The organism is Pseudonocardia halophobica, from assembly GCF_027922425.1.
Classification (GTDB): Bacteria; Actinomycetota; Actinomycetes; order Mycobacteriales; family Pseudonocardiaceae; genus Pseudonocardia; species Pseudonocardia halophobica.
Genome location: NZ_BSFQ01000001.1, coordinates 443,601 through 462,009, shown reverse-complemented (window position 1 = coordinate 462,009; position 18,409 = coordinate 443,601). Strand labels below are relative to the sequence as shown.

Annotated in this window: 15 protein-coding genes; 3 read left to right on the top strand and 12 right to left on the bottom strand. The window is 73.2% G+C overall.

Annotated elements, in window-relative coordinates; genetic code table 11:
* The first annotated feature begins 23 nt into the window (after positions 1 to 23).
* Together PKE99_RS02245 and PKE99_RS02240 are read left to right on the top strand one after the other, a co-directional pair.
* Complete coding sequence (locus tag PKE99_RS02245) at positions 24 to 2,315, top strand: heavy metal translocating P-type ATPase (RefSeq protein ID WP_081923838.1); 2,292 nt, start codon at positions 24 to 26, stop codon at positions 2,313 to 2,315.
* Positions 2,312 to 4,165, top strand: a complete 1,854-nt coding sequence (locus tag PKE99_RS02240; RefSeq protein ID WP_081923839.1) for a cytochrome c oxidase assembly protein — start codon at positions 2,312 to 2,314, stop codon at positions 4,163 to 4,165. Before PKE99_RS02245 ends, PKE99_RS02240 begins: the two co-directional genes overlap by 4 nt.
* Before the next feature lie 208 nt (positions 4,166 to 4,373).
* On the opposite strand, the gene PKE99_RS02235 is transcribed toward PKE99_RS02240, so the two are convergent.
* From PKE99_RS02235 to PKE99_RS02225, 3 genes are all read right to left on the bottom strand, one after another.
* Positions 4,374 to 4,634, bottom strand: coding sequence for a hypothetical protein (locus tag PKE99_RS02235; RefSeq protein ID WP_156067267.1), 261 nt, complete (start codon positions 4,632 to 4,634; stop codon positions 4,374 to 4,376).
* A gap of 814 nt (positions 4,635 to 5,448) precedes the next feature.
* Entirely contained in the window at positions 5,449 to 7,041 is a 1,593-nt protein-coding gene (locus tag PKE99_RS02230; protein WP_197040496.1) for a YfjI family protein, read from the bottom strand.
* Entirely contained in the window at positions 7,038 to 7,946 is a 909-nt protein-coding gene (locus PKE99_RS02225; protein ID WP_037041863.1) for a bifunctional DNA primase/polymerase, read from the bottom strand. Before PKE99_RS02225 ends, PKE99_RS02230 begins: the two co-directional genes overlap by 4 nt.
* Positions 7,947 to 8,007: 61 nt before the next feature.
* On the opposite strand from PKE99_RS02225, the gene PKE99_RS02220 reads away from it, so the two are divergent.
* Positions 8,008 to 8,424 carry a hypothetical protein gene (locus tag PKE99_RS02220; RefSeq protein WP_037041865.1) on the top strand — a complete coding sequence of 139 codons (417 nt, stop codon included), beginning with the start codon at positions 8,008 to 8,010 and terminating at the stop codon, positions 8,422 to 8,424.
* A 2-nt stretch (positions 8,425 to 8,426) separates the two neighbouring features.
* Here PKE99_RS02220 and mobF read toward each other — a convergent pair whose 3' ends face one another.
* The 9 genes from mobF to PKE99_RS02170 form a co-directional block, all read right to left on the bottom strand.
* Entirely contained in the window at positions 8,427 to 12,722 is a 4,296-nt protein-coding gene (gene mobF / locus PKE99_RS02215) for a MobF family relaxase (protein WP_051736921.1), read from the bottom strand.
* Between the two features lie 193 nt (positions 12,723 to 12,915).
* Positions 12,916 to 13,734, bottom strand: coding sequence for a hypothetical protein (locus PKE99_RS02210; RefSeq protein ID WP_037041867.1), 819 nt, complete (start codon positions 13,732 to 13,734; stop codon positions 12,916 to 12,918).
* Positions 13,731 to 14,390: a hypothetical protein gene (locus PKE99_RS02205; protein ID WP_051737004.1), complete on the bottom strand. Its 660-nt coding sequence runs from the start codon at positions 14,388 to 14,390 to the stop codon at positions 13,731 to 13,733. Before PKE99_RS02205 ends, PKE99_RS02210 begins: the two co-directional genes overlap by 4 nt.
* Positions 14,387 to 14,803, bottom strand: coding sequence for a hypothetical protein (locus PKE99_RS02200; RefSeq protein WP_037041869.1), 417 nt, complete (start codon positions 14,801 to 14,803; stop codon positions 14,387 to 14,389). The genes PKE99_RS02205 and PKE99_RS02200 overlap by 4 nt, the downstream gene beginning before the upstream one ends.
* Positions 14,804 to 14,805: 2 nt before the next feature.
* Entirely contained in the window at positions 14,806 to 16,653 is a 1,848-nt protein-coding gene (locus tag PKE99_RS02195; RefSeq protein WP_037041871.1) for a type IV secretory system conjugative DNA transfer family protein, read from the bottom strand.
* A complete protein-coding gene (locus PKE99_RS02190) occupies positions 16,653 to 17,156 on the bottom strand; it encodes a hypothetical protein (protein ID WP_037041873.1) in 504 nt (167 codons plus the stop codon). Before PKE99_RS02190 ends, PKE99_RS02195 begins: the two co-directional genes overlap by 1 nt.
* The gene (locus PKE99_RS39570) at positions 17,153 to 17,617 is read right to left on the bottom strand and encodes a WhiB family transcriptional regulator (RefSeq protein WP_081923840.1); all 465 of its coding nucleotides are present in this window, start codon (positions 17,615 to 17,617) and stop codon (positions 17,153 to 17,155) included. The genes PKE99_RS02190 and PKE99_RS39570 overlap by 4 nt, the downstream gene beginning before the upstream one ends.
* 116 nt (positions 17,618 to 17,733) lie before the next feature.
* A complete protein-coding gene (locus PKE99_RS02175) occupies positions 17,734 to 17,967 on the bottom strand; it encodes a hypothetical protein (protein WP_037041875.1) in 234 nt (77 codons plus the stop codon).
* Positions 17,964 to 18,314: a helix-turn-helix domain-containing protein gene (locus tag PKE99_RS02170; protein ID WP_051736922.1), complete on the bottom strand. Its 351-nt coding sequence runs from the start codon at positions 18,312 to 18,314 to the stop codon at positions 17,964 to 17,966. The genes PKE99_RS02175 and PKE99_RS02170 overlap by 4 nt, the downstream gene beginning before the upstream one ends.
* Positions 18,315 to 18,409: the final 95 nt, after the last annotated feature.

Below are 18,409 nucleotides of genomic sequence, written 5' to 3'. Positions count from 1 at the left end.
TTCGAGGCGAAGAGGCGAGGACGATGCCAGGGACAGCGGCACCCGCGGGCGAGCCCGAGGTTGCACCCGTCGTGGGCACACGCCGCTACGACATCCAAGTCGGCGGGATGACCTGCGCGGCGTGCGCGAACCGTGTCGAGCGCAAGCTCAACAAGCTCGAGGGGGTTCGTGCCTCGGTCAACTACGCCACCGAGCGGGCGCGTGTCGAGTGCACGGACGCCGTCGACCCGCGCTCGTTGCTCGAGCAGGTCGAGCGGGCCGGCTACACCGCGCGGCGCATCGACGACATCCGCGCCGCGGATGGCGAGCCGACGGACCGCGTCCGTGATCTGCGCCGGCGGCTCGTGGTCGCCGCTGTCCTCGCCGTGCCGCTGGCCGATTTGTCACTCGCCCTGTCCCTGTTCCCGGAGCTGCGCTTCCCGGGCTGGGAGTGGGTGTGCCTGGCACTGGCCGCGCCCATGGTCGGCTGGTGCGCCTGGCCGTTCCACCGCGCGGCGTGGAACGGGCTGCGCCACCGCACCTCCTCGATGGACACCCTCGTGTCCCTCGGGGTCTTGGCCGCCACCGGCTGGTCGTTGTGGGTGATGCTCAGCGGCGGCCCGGTCGAGCCCGGGCTGGGCGCCGGGTGGGCCGCGCTAACCCGCACCCAGGACGCGCTCTACCTGGATGTCGCCGCCGTGGTCATCACCTTCCTGTTGGCCGGGCGGTTCTTCGAGGCGCAGGCCAAGGCCCGCGCGGGCTCCGCCATGCGCGCCCTCCTCGCCTGGGGGGCAAAAGACGTCGAGGTCCTCCGCGACGGCGTCGCGGTCCGACTGCCGGTCACCGACCTGGTGGTCGACGACGTCTTCCTCGTCCGTCCCGGGGAGAAGATCGCCGCAGACGGCCGTGTGCTGGAGGGGCGCTCTGCAGTGGACACCAGCGTGGTCACCGGCGAGGCGGTACCCCGTGAGGTCGTGGCCGGGGACGACGTCGTCGGTGGCACGATCAACGCAGGCGGCCTGCTCACCGTGCAGGCCGCCCGGGTTGGCGCCGACACCCAGCTTGCCCGGATGGCCCGCCTGGTCGAGCAGGCGCAGGAGGGCAAGGCCGCCGTACAGCGACTGGCCGACCGCGTCTCGGCGGTCTTCGTACCCACCGTCGTCGTGCTCGCGACGGCGACGCTGACCGGATGGTTACTGGCCGACCAGCCGGCGGCGGCGGCCGTCACAGCGGCGATCGCCGTGCTGATCGTGGCCTGCCCGTGCGCCCTGGGACTGGCCACACCGACCGCGATCCTGGTCGGCACCGGGCGCGGTGCGCAGCTCGGGGTCTTCCTCAAGGGACCGCAGGCGCTGGAGTCCACCCGGGCCGTGGACACCATCGTGTTCGACAAGACCGGCACGCTCACCGAGGGCCGCATGCACGTGGCCGGGGTCCATCCGGCTCCGGGCGTCGCCCCGGAGGAACTGCTGCGCTTCGCCGGAGCCGTGGAGCACGCGTCCGAGCACCCCATCGCGACCGCAATCGTCGAGGCGGCCCGCGACGCGTCCCCCGAGACGTCGCTGCCGCCCGTGACCGAGTTCGAAGCCCTTCCGGGATTGGGGGCATCCGGCCTGGTGGAGCACCGACAGGTACTGCTCGGCCGAGCGCGGTTGCTGCACGAGCACGGGGTCCCCACCCAGGTCGACCTCGACGCCCTTCGGACCCGACTCGAAGACGAGGGCGCGACCGTCGTCCTCGTGTCCTGGGACGGGCAGGTGCGCGGCGCGCTCGCCGTAACCGACAAGGTCCGGACCAGCGCTGGGGCCGCCGTGGCCGCGCTGCGCCGACTTGGACTCGAGCCCGTCATGCTGACCGGCGACAACGCCCGTACGGCGGCAGTGGTCGCCGAGACCGTCGGCCTCGATGCCGATGTCGTGGTCGCCGAGGCGTTGCCGGAGGACAAGGTCGCTCACGTGCGCCGGCTGCAGGCGGACGGGCGAACCGTCGCCGTCGTGGGCGACGGCATCAACGACGCCGCCGCGCTAGCCACCGCAGACCTCGGAATCGCCATCGGCCGAGGGACCGACGCCGCCATCGAAGCCGCCGACGTCGTACTCGGCCGGGACGACCTGCTCGTCGTGGCGGATGCCATCGAGCTCGCCCGCCGCACCCACCGCACCATCCGCTGGAACCTGGTGTGGGCTTTCGGCTACAACGTCGCTGCGCTCCCGCTGGCCGCCGCCGGCCTGCTGAGTCCGTTGATCGCCGGCGCCGCGATGGCCCTGTCCTCGGTGTTCGTGGTCTCCCACAGCCTGCAGCTGCGCCGCTTCACACCCGGGCGCGCCACCCCATGAGGACGCGCATCTGGGCCGGGATCGGCGCCGTCGCGGTGGTCAGCGCGGTGCTGCTGGCGATTTGGGCGCCGAGCCTCGCCGAGGTCTACGGGTATGCCGACCTCGGGCCCGTGGTCAACGCCGGGCTGCCCCTCGCACAGCTGGTCGCCCTCGGCGCAGCGGCCGTCGCAATCGGGAATCTGCTCCTCGCGGCCGTTCTCGCTCCCGGCGATCCCCGAGGCAGCGTCTCACCTGCCGGCTACGCCGCCCTGCTCGCCATCCGACCCGCCGGCGCGCTGCTGGCCCTCGCGGGCTTCACAGTCGCCGTCCTGACCGCCTCCGAGACCGTCGGCGTCGACCCGGCCACCTACCTGACTCGGCCGGACCTCCTGGTCGCCGGGCTCGCCGCGGTCGAGCCCGCAGCCGGCTGGGCGATCCTCGCCGCCGTCGCCGTCCTCGTGGCAACGGCGTCCCGGACGGTGCTGTCCTGGCGTGGATCGGTCGGCCTGCTCCTTGTCCTGCTGCTCGGGCTGACGGTGGCTCCGATGACCTCGGTCGGCAACGCCGAGGAGGACCACGACTGGTCGGGCGACGCCGCCACGTTGCACAGCCTCGCCGCCCTGCTCTGGCTCGGAAGCACGATCGCGGTCGTGCTCTCGGCGTCCCGGGGGACGGCGACGACGACGCTGCTGCGACGACACCGCGCGATCGCCACCGGTGCCCTGCTCGTCGTGACCGGGTCGGCGATCGTCCCGGCCCTGCTCGCGCTTCGCTTTAACCAGGTCCTGTCCACCGGTTATGGGCTGCTGGTCGTGGCCAGCCTGATCGCCACCGCGCTCCTGGTGACCGCGGGGGTACTGATGCGCCGACGCACAACCCGCGCTGCGCCACTCGCGATGGTCGAGCTGGTGCTCCTCGGGCTCGCCGCCGCGGCCGGGACGGCGATGAGCCGTCTGGTTCCGCCCGCGGACGATGGACAGGACGTCAGCCGCCTCGTCTACTTCCTGGGCTACGAGCTGCCCGACCACATGACCCTCGCGGACCTCGTCCTGCGGTGGCGGATCGACCTGATCTTCGCGCCGCTCTCACTGCTCGCCGCCGCGACCTATGTCCTCGCCGTCGCTCGCCTGCGACGCCAGGGCCGGCATTGGCCGTGGACCCGAACCGCTGCCTGGCTCGCCGGGTGCGCCGCCGTGCTGATCGCGACCTCCTCCGGCATCGGAACCTACGCGACCGGTGTGCTGAGCATCCACCTGCTGGCGCACACGCTGCTCGCGGCCGTCGCGCCGGTGTGCCTGGTACTCGGGCACGCACTGAGCCTGCTGCGCGAGGCCTCGCCGCAGCTCGGCGTCCGAGTCGACGCCCTGCTCGACAGCACCCCGGCCCGCACGGCCCGCCACCCCGCGATCGCCTGGTGTCTCGTGGCCGCTGCCCTGTTCGGCCTGTACGCCACCGGCCTGTTCGGGGCGATCGTGCTCGAGCACTGGTCCCATCCGGCCATGGACGCCACCACCCTCGCCACGGGGCTGCTGCTGTTCTGGATCCTGCTCGGGCACCAGCCCGGCAACGCCGGGCTTCCTGGCCTCGGGCGGCTGGCCATGGCCTTCGCCATGATGCTGCTACACGCCGGCTTCGCGATCTGGCTGCTGAGTCGGTCGAGCCCGATCGCGCAGGGCTTCTACGGAGCGCTGCAACTGCCGTTCGTTCCGGACTTGATCGCGGACCAGCGGCGTGGGGCCGTCCTGTACTGGCTCATCGGAGAGCTCGCCATGGTCGGAGCGATCGCAATGCTTGCCCATCGGTGGAGCCGTGGATCCCGCCTCGACGGCCCGTCCCTTCTGCCGGCGAACCACGAGATGACGGCTACTTGATCGACGAGCCTTGAAACCGCGGATCGTGCAACTCAAGGCGTGGCCCCTCGCCGCACAATCGCCTGGTCACAACGGCTAGACGTCGGGATCAGTGCGGCACCCGCCTCAACGGTGAGCTGAGCAAGCCGCCGGAGAAATCAATCGCGAAGCTCAGCCTGCCTTGCCTACCTTAGCCATCGACCGGCCGGCTTCTCGGAATCGTCAGACGTCAATGGAGTAGCACCTTCAAGCCGACAACCACCCCACCCAGCGCCGCGCTGCACAGACTCCATCCCAGAGCCTGAAACCGGGTCGCGGCGGCTCGACGCGCTGCCGCATGACCAAAGGCGCCGAGCATGAGGATGGCTAGCCCGAGCGCGGAGAAGACCGCGAAAGCGACCCGCCCGGTCAGCAGCGCGAGTACGACCAGGAGGACGAGCGGGGTCAGCCCCGCCTCGACGACCGGCAGCCCACGCCCCAGAGCCGCCATCACCGCGCACGGCGGCCAGCCGAGTGAACGGCAGCCGCAAGAAGCTCCGCGTACCGCTCAGCGGCCCAATAGACTGCCACGGTCACGACCACCGTGAGGACTATCTGACCAAGGTCGGCGGACGCGCTGCCGATAGCGATCGCGGCCGCGCCGATGACCGTGCCGTAGATCGACTGGGCGAGATCGTGCTCGGTCCGCCACCGGTGATGACTCAGCACAGTCCGACGCAGCAGCCTTCGTCCTGGGGAAGCCGTCATGCTCGGTTCCCGCCCGCCGCGGCGCTCATCCCGGCTACGTCCGATCCGCGGCATGCACCATCGTCCTAGGCTGGCCCCTAGCTAGCAAAGGTACCGTCACCCCGCGCGGGTGAACTGCGGAACTATCGACCAGGGGACGAAGATCGTGGCGGAGACCGCCAAGATTTTCTGGTGTCGCAGGCCGCCATCAACATGGGTTCTGTGGTTTGGCTGCTGTCGGCCAACGAGCTGCAGCTTCTGCCGATTTTCCACCGCCGCCCACCGAAGCGCGGCTAGCGGCGGGCGGAGCTTGCCGAGTAGGGCATCACGCTGTTATTGGTTCAGGCCTCCCTCGAACGGTGCGGACGGACGTTGCCCGGGGGAACGGGCCATGACCAGCGTCCGACGGCCGTGCCGCGGCCGGGGCTGCTCGAAGCCAGCCCGCACCGAGATCGTGCGGGTCCAGGGCCGATCGCGGTTCTCCTACCTCGGGTGCCCGTTTCCGATCGCCCAGCGAAGCAGAGCGCCCGGCGTGCGCGAATTTCGTGCCGCAGAAGCCGCGGAAGCCGCGAAAGGGGTTAGTGGGGGACTTCTGCGGCTTCCGCGGCTTCTGCGGCACGGGGATGGACCTGCCAGCGCGGCGAGCCGGGCCGCCCACCCGTGGGCCCGGCGGGGGTGTCGGGGCGGATGTAGCCGTGGTCTTCGAGTACCCGCAGCGCGGGGTCGAGGTCGCCGACCTTGCGGAACCGGGCCCGGGAGACCCCGGAGAACAGCTCGCGGCGGGTGAACCGCTCCGCTTCAGTGCGGGCAATCCAGTCGAGCAGGGCGCGGGCGTCGTCGAGGACCGGGTCGGCGCCCATCCGGTCGAACACGGCGAGGGCATGGGCGAGGAAGTAGTGGCCGAGCCGGGCGGCGGCATCGACGGCGCGGACGGGGACGGGTTGGGCCCATGCAGTCGGGAGGGTGTCGGCGAGGTACAACAGGCCGGCCAGGCGGGCGGTGGCGCCGGTGAGCTTGGACGCCCAGTCGACGATGTGGGCCAGTTCGGCGTGCGGGGCAAGTTTGGGTTCGAGCCGGCGTTCGAGGTCGAGGACGCGGTGGTCGGCGGTGTCGTTGAGGCACAGTCGTAGCGGCTCGCCCTGGTCGGCGAGGGTGACCGCGAGCCGGACCAGGCGGGTGGCGTAGCTGCGGTCGACCGGGGCCGGGACCGGCGGGGCGCCGACGCGACGCCGGCCCACGGTGTTCTCCGGTATCGAGTACAGGATCCGGGCGAGCAGGCCACGGCCGCGGAAGCCCGGCATGCGCGCGATGTCGGTGAGCACGTCTGGTTGCAGGGCCAGCCCGAGGGTGAGCGCCGGCGATGCGACGTGTTCGGCCGGGCGTCCCTTGCGGTCGACCCGCAGCAGGTCGCCGGCGTGGCCCTTGAGGAAGACCTCGAGGTTGGGCACGCCGCCGGAGTAGCGCCCGGCCAGGGTGGCGAAGATGCCGCCCTCCGCCGACAGCACGGCCAGCCGGCCGCCCTGCTCGGCCAGCAGCGTCGCGGCGGCCTCGACGGTGATGTCATCGGCGATCAGCCGCGGCAGCGGGGGCACCACGATCCCGTCGGCCTCGACGGCGGCCTCCGTTGCCGACGCGAGGGCCTCGTCTCGGGCCAGCCGCTCGTGAGCAGTAGTCGCGTGTTTCGCGCGGCGCTCGGCCTCGGCATGGGCGACCTTGCGGGCCAGCTCGGCCTCGGCGATGCGCGGGCGGGTCTGCTCGATGAGGTGGCGTTCCGCCTCGAGCAGGGGCGCGGTCATTGCGGCAAACACGGCGCTCTTGCGGGAGCCGGGGGGCATCGCGACGACGGTGTAGAGGTTGAGCGGCTCGTGCCAGCCCGGCCGCACCTCCATCTCCGCGCGCCCGCCGGCGGCGGTGGACAGCGCGGCCAGGGCCAGGCAGCCGGGCAGATCCAGCGGGGTTTGGGTGAACTCGGCGACCGCGAGCACCATCTCCGCCACCCATTCCGGCAGCGCGTCGACCGGGAACGGCGGCACGAGCCGATGCGGGGTCAGTGGGGTCGGGTCGGCGTCCCAGCCTTGCGCCGCGGTCTGGTCCTCGCCGTGCAGGACGGCGAGGCGGCGGTCGGCGTCGAGGCCGGCGAGGATGTCGCGGGCGCTGCGGCGCTGGGTCACGGTGCACCACTCCCGTTCGGGGCTGGGCGGGGATGGCGGGCGCCGGCGGTCAGTCCGGAGCGGATGGTGCGGTCCGCTTCGCGGGCGGGCAGGCCGATCGCTGCCGAGGCTTCGGCCAGGGCGGCTCGGGCCAGCGGGTCGGGGAGCAGGCCGGCGGCGACGAGCTGGCCGAGGGCGAAGGCGGCCTTGTTCAGGGTGGTGTTGCGTTGATGGCTGCCCGCCCGGGCGGCGAGCACCGCCTCGATCTCCCCGCGCAGGGCCGCGGCCGCGTACTGAGATCGTCGACCAACGAGGTCGAGGAAAGCCCCGAGCTCCTGCCGTTCCTGCCCCGGGGCAGGGACGTCCGGGCTGGCCAGCAGCTCGGTGATCCAGTCCGGCAGCGGCGCCACGACGTCGTGGTCGTTGCTGCGATAGCGACGCCCGCGCACCACCGAGCCCGCGGCGACGACGTAGCCGCCCGCGGCACGCACGTCGATCAGCCACCCGAGACGCCCCGCCGAGTTCCGGATCCGCCGATTGGGCGGTGCGGTGAAGTACAGGTGCTCGCCACCGGAGGCGGTCTCGGTGGCGAGGGTCTCCAGTGGGGTGGTCTGACCGTGGTCAGCGGCCAGCGCGGCGAGCACGTCGATGCCATCGCGCACCCCGGGCCGGTCCCAGGCGGCGGGACGGACGGTCCCGTGGTCGGGGGTGTCGAGGTCGATCACCACCAAGTTCGACGGGCCGCAGGCCAGCCCGATATTGAGCCTCGGGGCCTGTGCCCAAGCTCTGCGGATTCGCGCCGGGTCGGTGGTCGCCCGGGCCTCCCAGTCACGTATCGCCGGCCGCTTGTCACCGGGACGAAGCGGAAACACCCGCCAGCCCCGAGCGGCATGGCTCAGCGCGGCGCGAAGTAGCTGGTCAACCATGCCCGTCTCCTCGTGGCGGTGTCGAAAGGTCGGCGCGGCGTGCGACTCTGGAGATGTGCGAGTGACCGGGCGCGACCTTGAGCGGATCCCGCCGGGCAACCTCTGGGTGCCTCGTGGGGAGTTCGGCGCGCTCTGGGTAGCCGCCGAGAAGCTCACCTCGGCCAACGGCGAGCGCGGGATCGCCGATTGGGTACCGGCCGGGGTGGCGCTGACCTGCCGGTGGGTCGCTCGCGCGGTGAGCGAGACCGCGAACGCACAGCGGCTCCCTGTGCGTGCGCCGGTCACTGGTCGTCGCGTCCTTGCGTTCGAGGAGGCGATCGAAGCCGAGTACCTCGCAGCAGAGACGATGCTGGTCCGGGCGAGTCCGCCAGCGCTGGTTCGTAGCCAGCCGGGCTATGTCGAGGCGGTGTCGGCGACCTTGCGGTGGGCGTGGCGCGCCACCGGGTCGGCGCCGGTCCTGGTGCCGGTGGCTGAGTGAGGTCACGTCCGCTCCCAGGCGTCCTCGTCGACCACGTCGTGCTCCTGGACCGGTGATCGCGCGGCCTCGGCCGCGAGCTCTTCGGCCTGGTGGCCGGCGTCGTAGACGTCGCGGGCGTGGATCTCGGCCAAGGCACGGTGGGCGCGGTCGATCGCGGCTGAGGTCTCGTCCGCACTCGGCACCCGCACCGTGTCCTCGTCGCGGATTCGCTCCTCACTCGCTGCGATCTCACGGATGTCCTGCGGCTCATCGACTCGCTCAGCTGAAGCGTGGTCGAGTTCGTAGTCCTCGACGATCTCGCGGTGCCGCTCGTCCTCCGCCTGGTCTGCGCGGTGGGCGGCGAGCCATTCCTCGGCGGTGACCTGCGGCTCGGGGTCGGTGGCATCGGCATGGCGCAGTGCGAGCTCGGCCTGCGCCCGCTCCCCGGCCGCCCGGGTTCCGGCGGTGTGTGCCAGCCAGCGGGACCGAACATCGTCGAGGTCCTGCAGCTGCGCTGCTCGTGCGTCGAGAGTCGCGGCGAGCGCGGCGGCGTCGCGGCCCTGTTGGGCGAGCTGGTCGCGATCGGGGCCGCCGCGGGCGGCTTCGGCCTGCAGCAGCGCCGCCTTCTGCCGCTGGGCGTCAGCGGCCTGGTAGGTGGCGGCGATTTCGTTGGCGACGTAACGGGGCCCCCAGGCCGCTTCCCGTTCGGCGGCGCGGATGCGCATACGGAGCTGCCCGTCGGACATCTCGACCTCCTCGCGGTCGATCTCCGGGCGGCCGAGCGCGCGCCAGGCGTCCCGGTAGGCGGCGAACGCCTCGACTTGGCCGGGTGCGGGAGCCGGGCCCAGGGCGTCGACGTCACCGTTGTGCCCGCGCAGCTCGCGGTAGGCCGCGACTGCGCCGACGTCGGCCTTCCAATCTTGCAGTGCGCCAAAGTCGGCCGGCGGCGCCCCGAACTCTCGCACCGCCCACGCCGGCGGCTCCGCCACAGCGGCGTCGGCGAGTTCCGAGGTCCGGTTGTCCGCGGCCTCGGCGAGCCGGTCGAGGTAGGCCTGCCACTCGGCGTCGTCGATCCGGGGTATGCGTTCGACCCAACTTGTGGTGGTGGGGTCGAAACGGTGGCGCTCGGTGATGCGCGAGTAGATGACGTTGGTGGCGTTGCGGACCCCATCCAAGGGTCTGTGGGCGATGGCGTCGGTGAGGATCTGGCGGGGGTCGTGGCCGGCGAGCTCAGCACTGCGCAGGACCCGCGTCAGCGAGGCGGCGCCGTCCTCGGCCGCGAGCCGGGCCCGGTCGCGCAGGGTGAGGGTGCCGTCGGCGGCGAGGTCGTCGAGCCAGGTCGCGGTGCGGTGGGTCGCGGCGAGCTGGGCGGCGTCGGCGAGCAGCTCCGCCGGGGTCCGCACCGACCCAACCTCCTCGGTCGACCGGGTGGCGGTGGCGAGCGCGGAGCGCTGCTCGGTCCGCCCGTCCGGGTCGAGCACAGATGCGACGACGGCGACCGGGTCGCGCCGGACGGTCTGGTCCGGGCGGCCGTCGGCGGGGTCTTCGACGACGGTCTGGGTGGCGACGTGCGCGGTGTTGGCGTCCCGGCCGCGGGACATGCCCACGTAGAGGGCCGAGGGGGCGGTGCGTGGGGTGACCACGGTATGGCTGGTGTCGACGGTGGCCCCTTGGGCGGAGTGCACGGTGGCGGCGTAGGCGAGCGCCAAGTGGTCGGCGACGTAATCGGCGGGCAGCACGATGGGCTGCCCGTCGCTGGTGACGACCTGCAGCCCGCCGTCGGCGCGCACGGCGGTGACCTGGTAGGTCTCGCGGTTGATCGGGCCGCGATGGTTGCCCTCGACCCCGACCAGGTGCCAGCCGTTCGCCCGCGCCTCGACCAGGTCCCCGACCCCGGCGTAGGTGCCCTGCCGCCCGAGCGGCACGCCGCGCTCGGCGACCCGGCCCAGCCGGACCAGCTCGGCCCGCAGCCGCGCGGAGAGTCGGGCGGCTTGGTCGTTGGTGTCGACCAGCAGCAGCGAGCGGCGTCTGGCGAGGGTGTCGGCCAGCCACGCCCGCGCCGCGGAGGCTTCGGCCTGGTCGGGGGTGCCGGCGTCGAGCAGCCGGCCGTGGCGGTGGTAGTCGCCCAGCACCCGCTCATCCCCCGCCCGGAGGCGCAGGGAGGCGGCGCGTTCCCAGTCCGCGGTGAACCGCCGGGCGTCGACCAGCTCGTAGCGCGCCCCGGCCCCGGCGAGCAGCTCCATGCCCCCGCCGGCGCCGACGGCGGCGAGTTGCTTGTGATCGCCGACCAGCAACAGCTTCGCCCCCGCGTTGTCCACATGCCTGTGGATGGCGGCCAGCGCGGTGGTGTCGGTCATCGCGGATTCGTCGACCACCACCAGGTCCCCGGACCGCAGCCGCCACGCCCCGTCCTCGACGGACGCCCGGGCCTCGGCCGGTGCTGCGGTGAGTCGGTCTTGGGTGGCCAGCCAGCGGGCGACGTTGCGCGCGGTCAGCCCTTCGCCGGCGAGGACGTCGGTGGCGACCTGGGAGGTCGCCAACCCGAACACCCGCCGCTCTCCCGGCTCACCGTGGAGTGCGGGGTCGGTCCAGGCGCGGGCCAGGGTGCCGACCACGAACGACTTCCCCGTCCCGGCCGGACCGACCAGTGACTCCAGCCGGGCACCGGAGGTCAGCACGCCGCGGACCGCGGCGGCCTGGTCGACGCCGAGCTCGATCCCCGCCTCCCGCAACCCCTGCAGGAACCGCTGCACTTGATGCGGCGCCACCGCCGCCGCGTCCCGAGCGGCGGTCGCTGCGACCAGGATCCGCTCGGTGCGCAACTGGTCCGGTGTGGCGAACAGCCGCCCACCCGGGGCCTGATACGCGGACGCGCCGTTGGCCAGCCGCAGCTCCGGGGGCAGGACGGAGGCGCCGGGGCGTTCGGCGTCCAGGGCGACGGCGTAGCGCAGCCCCTCCTCGGCCAGCTCGTCGAGCAGCCTCGCGACATCGGCGCCGTCGGTGAGCCCGAGGTGATCAGGCAGGGCGGCGTTGATCGCCCGGGTCAGGTCCGAGCGGGTCCAGCCCGCCTTGCGTGACTGGACGTCGGCGAGGGCGGTCTCGAGCACCGCCTGCGGTGACCACGGCTGCGCCGGCGGCCCCGAACCGCGCGCGTCCAACGCGGCGCGGGCGACCCCGGCCAGACCGTCGGCGACCTCCGCCCGCAGCGTGGCGTCGACGCGGTCGAGGACCTGGGCGCGGGTCTGGCCGTCGTGGGACTTCGCCCGCCGGGTCGCGAACGTGGCCTGCCGCGACAGCCGATCCCGCTCCAGCGCGTTGGGAGTACGCCCGAAGCGCTGCTCGAACCCGGAGATCAACTCCGCCGCCTTCGCCGTCACCGCCCGACGCCGCGAGGAGATCAGCGCCATCGCCTCGGGCGCCACGCCGACGACTTCGCGGGACCGGCCGTCGGGGCGGGTCGCGAACACCACCCCGAGCGCGTGGGTGAGCCGTTCCTCGGTGGTGCGCTCGGCGACCGCGCCGGCAGCGCCGCGCCAGCGATAGATCGACCGCCCGTCCAGGGTCCGCCACGCCCCGTCCGGGCCCTGCACGCGGTTGAGGATCGGGTTGTGGATGTGCAGCTGCGGATCGTGGTCGCGGGAGTCGTGCTGGAAGAACGACGCCCCCACCCAGTCATGCGCGTCCACGTAACGGCCGGCGCCGCCGCCGTGATGCCCGACCCTCGAGTAGCCGGCCTTCTCCGCCAGGTAGTCCAGGGCGGCGTTGCTGCCCGCCCAGATCGCGTCCTCCACCACCGTACGGAACCGCCCCCACGCCTGCGCGGTCGCCGTGTCACCGGCTGTACGGGCCTTCTGTTCTTCGGCCTCGAACGCGGTGTGCAGCAGGGTCACCGACTTCTGAACGCTGAACGTCACGTCCAGAAAGGCCACGTTCTGCCGCACCTGCTTGCCCGCCTCCACCCGCAGCTCGGCACGGCGTTCAGCCGACGCGTTCGGCTCCCGTTCAACGGCGGCGCTGTACAGCTCGTCCTCGGTCTTGAACTTGCGACCGGTGTGGCCGAGCGTGGCGACCTCGTCCCAGCGGTCGGGGTCGCGGAAGCCGTCCTCGCGCGGGTCGAGGAACCGCTCGAACACCGCCCGCATGTCCTGCGCATCCACCAACCCGGTCAGGCCCAACTGCGCGGCGCCGCGGCCCCACCAGCGGCCCGGCGGCTCACCCTCGGTGACCGCGCCGGTGTAGTAGTTCTCCCGCCCGGTCGCGACTTCCTTGAGCAGGTACTCCGGGCTGTAACCCGATGACACCGTCAGCACCCCGACCACCCCGAAACGATCGTCAACGGCGGGACTTGAAGATCAACTCTGGCAGCGGCGCAGTCGCTCGCACGCCCCCGGCGGCCTGAGGCCAGCCCGTCCCCTCGGATCGTGATGCATAGGTGTGAGTCCTTTGATCTTGGTCGTTGAGTGGCTCGTTCGGAGTAGTGGCTGTGGCTGTGGTCGTGGTTCTCGGTGGTGGTCATGGCGTGGTCTGCTGACTGGTGTCGGAGGTGTGCGAGTCGGTCGTGCTGGTGATCAGGTGCAGGGCGATGGGTGCGGTCTCGGGGTTGTGGTCGTCGTCGCGTAGCGCTCTGAGGGCTGCGGCGGCGGTGCCGCGGGAGACACCGGCGGTGTCCTGGAGCTCGGTCACGGTGGGCCAGGTGCGGTGACGGCGGAAGTGCGCGCGGGCCAGCTCCTGGGCCTTCTCGCGGGCCGGTGCGGGAGCCGGTGCCGACGGTTGCGGTGTGGGCAGGGCGGCCATGCGTTCAGCCGTGGGGTCTGTCCGGGTGTCGGTCTGTCCCGGCCCGGCCCCGGCCGGGCCGAGCACCTGCGCGCCGCCGGGCTCGGCGACCGCCGGTACAGGCACGGGGTGAACGGGGTTTGGTGAACGCTGCACACCGTCGTTCGCTGTACGGCCGTGGTCGGCGAGCAGGTATAGCAGGTGGGCGACCACCGCGGCGGCGATCGCGGGCCAGGCACCGATCCCGAACCGCAGCCACGCCGGCGCGGTGAGCGCCCCGGCGTCACCGGCGAGGAACACCGCCTGGGCGAGCCCGGACATACCGGCGGCGACGACCACCACGGTCCAGGCGTAGCGGGCCGCCGACCCCTGCAGCCGCGCGGTCGCGGTGTAAGCCACGAGCGCGAGCCCGTCGGTGATCAGCGGGTAGAGCCACGCGAGGGGCTGCGGGACGCGGGAGGCGACGGCGACCTCGTAGAGGCCGTGGGCGGTCGCGATCGCCGCGCCGACCGCGACGGCGAGGCCGGGCAGCCACACCACCGTCCGCTTCCAGCTCATCGCGCACCTCCCCGCAGGACGGTGGAGATCGGGCTGTCCGACGCCGGGGGCTCCGGCGCGGGCTCCTCGCGGGCATCGGCCCACCACCGGCTGATCCGGTCGAGGTCGGCCTCGGACGGGACGGTGGGGGCGCCGGTGATCTGGTCGGGCCAGCCGGGGCGGGTCTGGTGGTTCTCCCGCGAGCACACCCCCACCGTCGCCTTGATCCGCCGGACCACTCCGGGGCGCTGGCGGTCGTGCCAGTCCCCGGCCAACGCCACCGACGCCGCCGGGCCCTGGTAGGCGGCGGACCAGGCGTGCCCCAGCCAGAGCAGCTCCTCGACCACGTGCGGGTGCCAGCACCAGCAGTCCGGTAGCGACTCGACCGCGTCCGGGTAGCGCAGGTACACCTGCGCGAGCCAGCCTGCGAGCTCGTCGAGCAACCTGCTGGTCACCTCGACGTCGGTCGGGGCCATCAGCCAGGACGGCGCCGGGGTCGGCTGCTTGCGTGCGTTGAGCGCGGCGACGGCCTCCCCGAGCTCGGCGAGGAGCTCGGAGAGGACGTCCACCCGCGCCGGGAGCGGGGCCACCTGGCGGCGCAGGCCCTCGACCTCGCGCGCCAGCCCGGCCACCGCGGCGTCCGGCCCGGCGGGGTCGGCGGGGTTGGGCGGGATCATGCCGACCACCCGTCCTCGGCGCGGGCGGCCCACACCGCCGCCTGCTCGTCGCTGCGCGCGGCGTGACCCGGGCTGTGCTCGGGGTCGGCTGCGGCGGCGGTCGTCGCCCACCCGGCGGCGTTGACCGCGGCCCGGGCCCGGGCGTCGGCGGGGGTCTCGCCGCGTTCGTAGTCCCGCCACTCGTAGTCGCGGCGGATCTCGGCGACGTCGCCGGCGTCGAGGCCCCAGCGGTGCACGGAGAACCCGAGCCGGGCACTGGTGTCGTCGAGGTAGTCACCGACCATCGCCGCCGCGACCTGCGACGAGCGGCCGGTCTGCTCGACCAGCTGCTCGACGACCTCGGCGCGGGTTAGCGGCACCGACCCCGGGTCGGGCCCGGGCCAGTCGTTCATGGGAAAGGTGTTCTCGGACATGGCTACTGCTCCTCCCCCGTGGGGGGCGTGTGGATCGGGACGACCTCGCCGTCGACGACGAGCGCGTCCCCGGGCAGTGCGGGCGATACCGCCCGCGTGAACTGCGGGCCCGGCCACCCGGGCACCCAGCGCCGCAGCACCGCGCGGGCCCCGGGCACCTTGTCGACGCCGCGCACGACCCGCCCGGCCAGCTGGGGGCGGCGGCGGGACAGCCGGGTCCAGCGCACGTCGCGGCGCCGCCACGCCATCTGCGCCCACCCAACGACCGGCGGCATCCCGCGGCGGATCACCAGGACCTTCCCAGCGGGCAGGTTCGCGATCTGCGCCGGGGACAGCACGGCGGTCTTGCGGGTGCCGCGGGTGACGGTGCTCCCGTGCGGGTCGAGGGTGTCGGCGGGCTCGTCCCGCTCCCCGGTGAGCGTCGACCAGAACTGCAGGTCGTCGCGGTCGCGGGTGCCCCCGAACACCATCACCGCGCCCGCGTTGTTCAGGATCGTCGCCGCGCCGTGCTCCCCATACCTGGCGAGGAGCTGGGCGCGGGACTGGACAACGACGAGGATGGACACCCCGCGCCCGCCCATGTCCGCGGTCCACGACTCGAGCGGGACCGGGCAGATCAGCGCGGCCTCATCCAGCGCCAGCCGCAGCCCGGGGTCCAGGCGCCCGCCCGGCTTGGTGGCCGCGATCCGGCGCGCCTCGCGGGCGATGTAGCCGGTCAACGCGCACATCAGCGGCGCGGTCGGGGACTCCTCCCCGCCGAGCAGGAACACCGTCCCCCGCACGGCCAGCAGATCGGCGACATCCAGCGGGCGGGCACCCTCAGGCCCCAGCCCTGCGGCCGCTCGTGCGGGGGCGGAGGTCAACCAGCCCAGCGCGGGCATGACCGTCGAGGTGATCGAGGTCCGGGTGCGGTCGTTCGTGGTCACGAACTGCTCGAAGCTGACACCGAACCCCGGCTCGGACGAACGGCGCAGCAGCGCGGTCACCTCCTTGCGGGCGGCCTCGGGGTCGGCGGTCCAGTCCATGACCTCCCGCATCGACCTGTGCCCCAGCGCGGCGGCGTGCAGCAGCGCCTCCAGCACCCGGCGGCCCTGCAGCTCCCAGTACTCCCGGTCCCCACCACCGGACGACGACACCGCCGAGAGCAGGTCCGCCGCCCGCTCCGCCGCGGCCACCGGGTCCTCGCACCCGGTCAGCGGATCGAAGGTGACCGTCGAGGCGACCCCACCCAGTCCGGCCGGGTTGAACACCAGGACCGGGCCCTTGCGCTCCCGGTACGGGGTGCACAGCTCCCACAGGTCCAGCCGGGTGCTGGTCGCCAACACCGCGCCCGGGGCGTCGATGACCTGCCCGGCCAGCCACCCCGACTTCCCCGACCGCGGCCCGCCGACGGTGACCACGACGTCCTCGTTCGACGACCACACCCACTGCCCACCCGACCGGCACAGCCGCACCGCCACCTCCGCGACCGGCAGGGTCATCAGTCCCCACCGCGACCGCGACTCCAGCGACGGGCGGACCGTGGTCGCGCGGCGCAGCATCGGCACCGACCCGCCGAACCGCGCGATGTCCAGCGACGACGCCACCCCGGACTTGCGCCGCGACCGCGCACCCCACCGCGACACCACCGACGACGACCGCGACCACCGGTACCGCACCAGAACCAACAACCCGAGCACCGGCGCGAACAGCAGCGGCCACGGCAAGGCCCGCACGATCGTCAGCGCGGGCAGCAGCGCCAGCAGCCCCAGGCCCAGGGCGATACCGCGCGCCCGACGAACCCAGGCCAGCACGGCCGCGGCGGCCAGCCCGACCAGGACCAGCGGCGTCGGGCTCCACAGCACCTCCATCACTCCTCCCATCCCGTGCGCTCGCGCCACGCCTGCACGTCGGCCAGATGACGGGTGCAGTCGGCGGCGTGGCCGGACTCGACGTCCGCCGGGTGGGACTCGAACGGCCCCTGATCGCGCACCAGCTCGCCGCACGCACCACACCGCCACGACGCCGAGGGCACCCGGAACATCTCCCGCGCCCGCTCCGGCTCGCGGCCCTCGACCACCAGCGCGAACGCCACCTCCCCGACCGGCTCGTCGGTGTCCGGCAGGCCCAGGGCCTCGCCGACCTCGTCCCACGACCGGCCCGCTGCGCGGGCCGCCTCGACCGCGTCGACCAGTACCCGCCGGGCAGCAGCCCGGAGCACCGCCGCGGCCCGCACCCCGGGGAGCGGGTCGACCAGCCGGCGGCGGGTCAGGATCTGGTAGCCCTCGATCGGCTCGACGACGACCTGGCCGTCGAACTGCTCGACTGCGACCTCCTCCAGCAGCGTCTGCAGCCGCCGCGATACCGCGCTCACCGCACACCTCCACAGCGCACGTCCGCGGCCCAGCGGTCGACCGTTCGACGCGACACCCCGAACTCCACCGCCACCCGCGGCCGCGGGACCCCCGCCTCCAGCGCGCGCCGACCCGCGGCGATCACCTCACCCCGATTCCGCGACGACAGCTCGCGCGCACCCACCGGCACCACGACCATCGGCCGCGACGCCTCCGGCCGGGGCACCTCGTGGCCGCGACGCAGCTCGGCGCGCTCCCGCTCGTCGAGCCCACCGGCCACGCCGTGCGGCAGCTCCACCAGCGCCCACGCCAGGCACGCCGCCCGCACCGGGCACCCCACACAGACCGCCTTGGCCCGCGCCACCTCACCGTCACGAACCGGCCCGGCCTCGGCGACCGGGAAGAACAACTCCGGATCCACACCGCGGCACCGCGCGCGGGTCCGCCAGCCCCGCCCCTCGACTCCGTCTCGCTCTACCATCGGAACCTCTCCTGCCGTCTGCTGATGTGCGGTGAGAACGGCCCGGCGGCTGTGTCCCGCCAAGAACCCGTCGCCGGGCCGACCCACTCCTGGCTGCCTCGCCCCATCCGGCGGGCTCACTGACCGACCCCCGCCTCCTGGCCACCTCCGTTGAGCGCTGGAGTCGAGGCGTTGTCGACCGCGGTCAGGAACGACCCGATCGCCTCGGGCAACCCCTGCCCGACGGGCGTCGCGATGAACAGCACCATCGCCAGGAGCGAGAACGCCACCGCTCCCCCGGGCGCACGGACCTTGGCGCAGATGAACGCACCCAAGATGGCGACGAAGATCAGAACTCCGACCGCGCTCACGCCACACCCCCGGGGAGCTCGACGTCCGCCGCCGTCAGCCGCGCGAGTGCGGCGACCTGGTCCTGGCGCCACTGGGTCGTCCACTCGCCGAGATCGACACACCGGCCCGTCGCCAGGACGTCCTCGACCAGGCGCTGGATCACCACGCCGGGGACGACGTAGCGGCCGCCAATCTTGAGCCCCGGGAACGAACCCCGGCGCAGATGCCGATAGAGCGTCGACTCGTCGAGCCGCAGGATCTCCGCTGTCTCGGCCGCCGTGTAGAAGGCGGGGCGTCCCGCCGAGCTCGGCCGGCTCTCGTCCGTCGGCGGCTTCCCGCCATCCCCTACCCCGTGCTTGCCGGTCATCCCTGTCATCCCTTCGTTACCAGTTTCACGCTCATTCTGAGCGTGAATTGATAGTTCGTCAACAGTGTTCCGCGCGTGGATCGCACTCGGATCGC

Bases quoted from the DNA above. Each gene is read 5' to 3' on its own strand.
- PKE99_RS02225 (WP_037041863.1), bottom strand. From the start codon at position 7,946: ATGGTTGACCAGCTACTTCGCGCCGCGCTGAGCCATGCCGCTCGGGGC.
- PKE99_RS02235 (WP_156067267.1), bottom strand. From the start codon at position 4,634: ATGGCGGCTCTGGGGCGTGGGCTGCCGGTCGTCGAGGCGGGGCTGACC.
- PKE99_RS02195 (WP_037041871.1), bottom strand. From the start codon at position 16,653: ATGGAGGTGCTGTGGAGCCCGACGCCGCTGGTCCTGGTCGGGCTGGCC.
- PKE99_RS02240 (WP_081923839.1), top strand. From the start codon at position 2,312: ATGAGGACGCGCATCTGGGCCGGGATCGGCGCCGTCGCGGTGGTCAGC.
- PKE99_RS02170 (WP_051736922.1), bottom strand. From the start codon at position 18,314: ATGACCGGCAAGCACGGGGTAGGGGATGGCGGGAAGCCGCCGACGGAC.
- PKE99_RS02245 (WP_081923838.1), top strand. From the start codon at position 24: ATGCCAGGGACAGCGGCACCCGCGGGCGAGCCCGAGGTTGCACCCGTC.
- PKE99_RS02205 (WP_051737004.1), bottom strand. From the start codon at position 14,390: ATGATCCCGCCCAACCCCGCCGACCCCGCCGGGCCGGACGCCGCGGTG.
- PKE99_RS02210 (WP_037041867.1), bottom strand. From the start codon at position 13,734: ATGAGCTGGAAGCGGACGGTGGTGTGGCTGCCCGGCCTCGCCGTCGCG.
- PKE99_RS02200 (WP_037041869.1), bottom strand. From the start codon at position 14,803: ATGTCCGAGAACACCTTTCCCATGAACGACTGGCCCGGGCCCGACCCG.
- PKE99_RS39570 (WP_081923840.1), bottom strand. From the start codon at position 17,617: ATGGTAGAGCGAGACGGAGTCGAGGGGCGGGGCTGGCGGACCCGCGCG.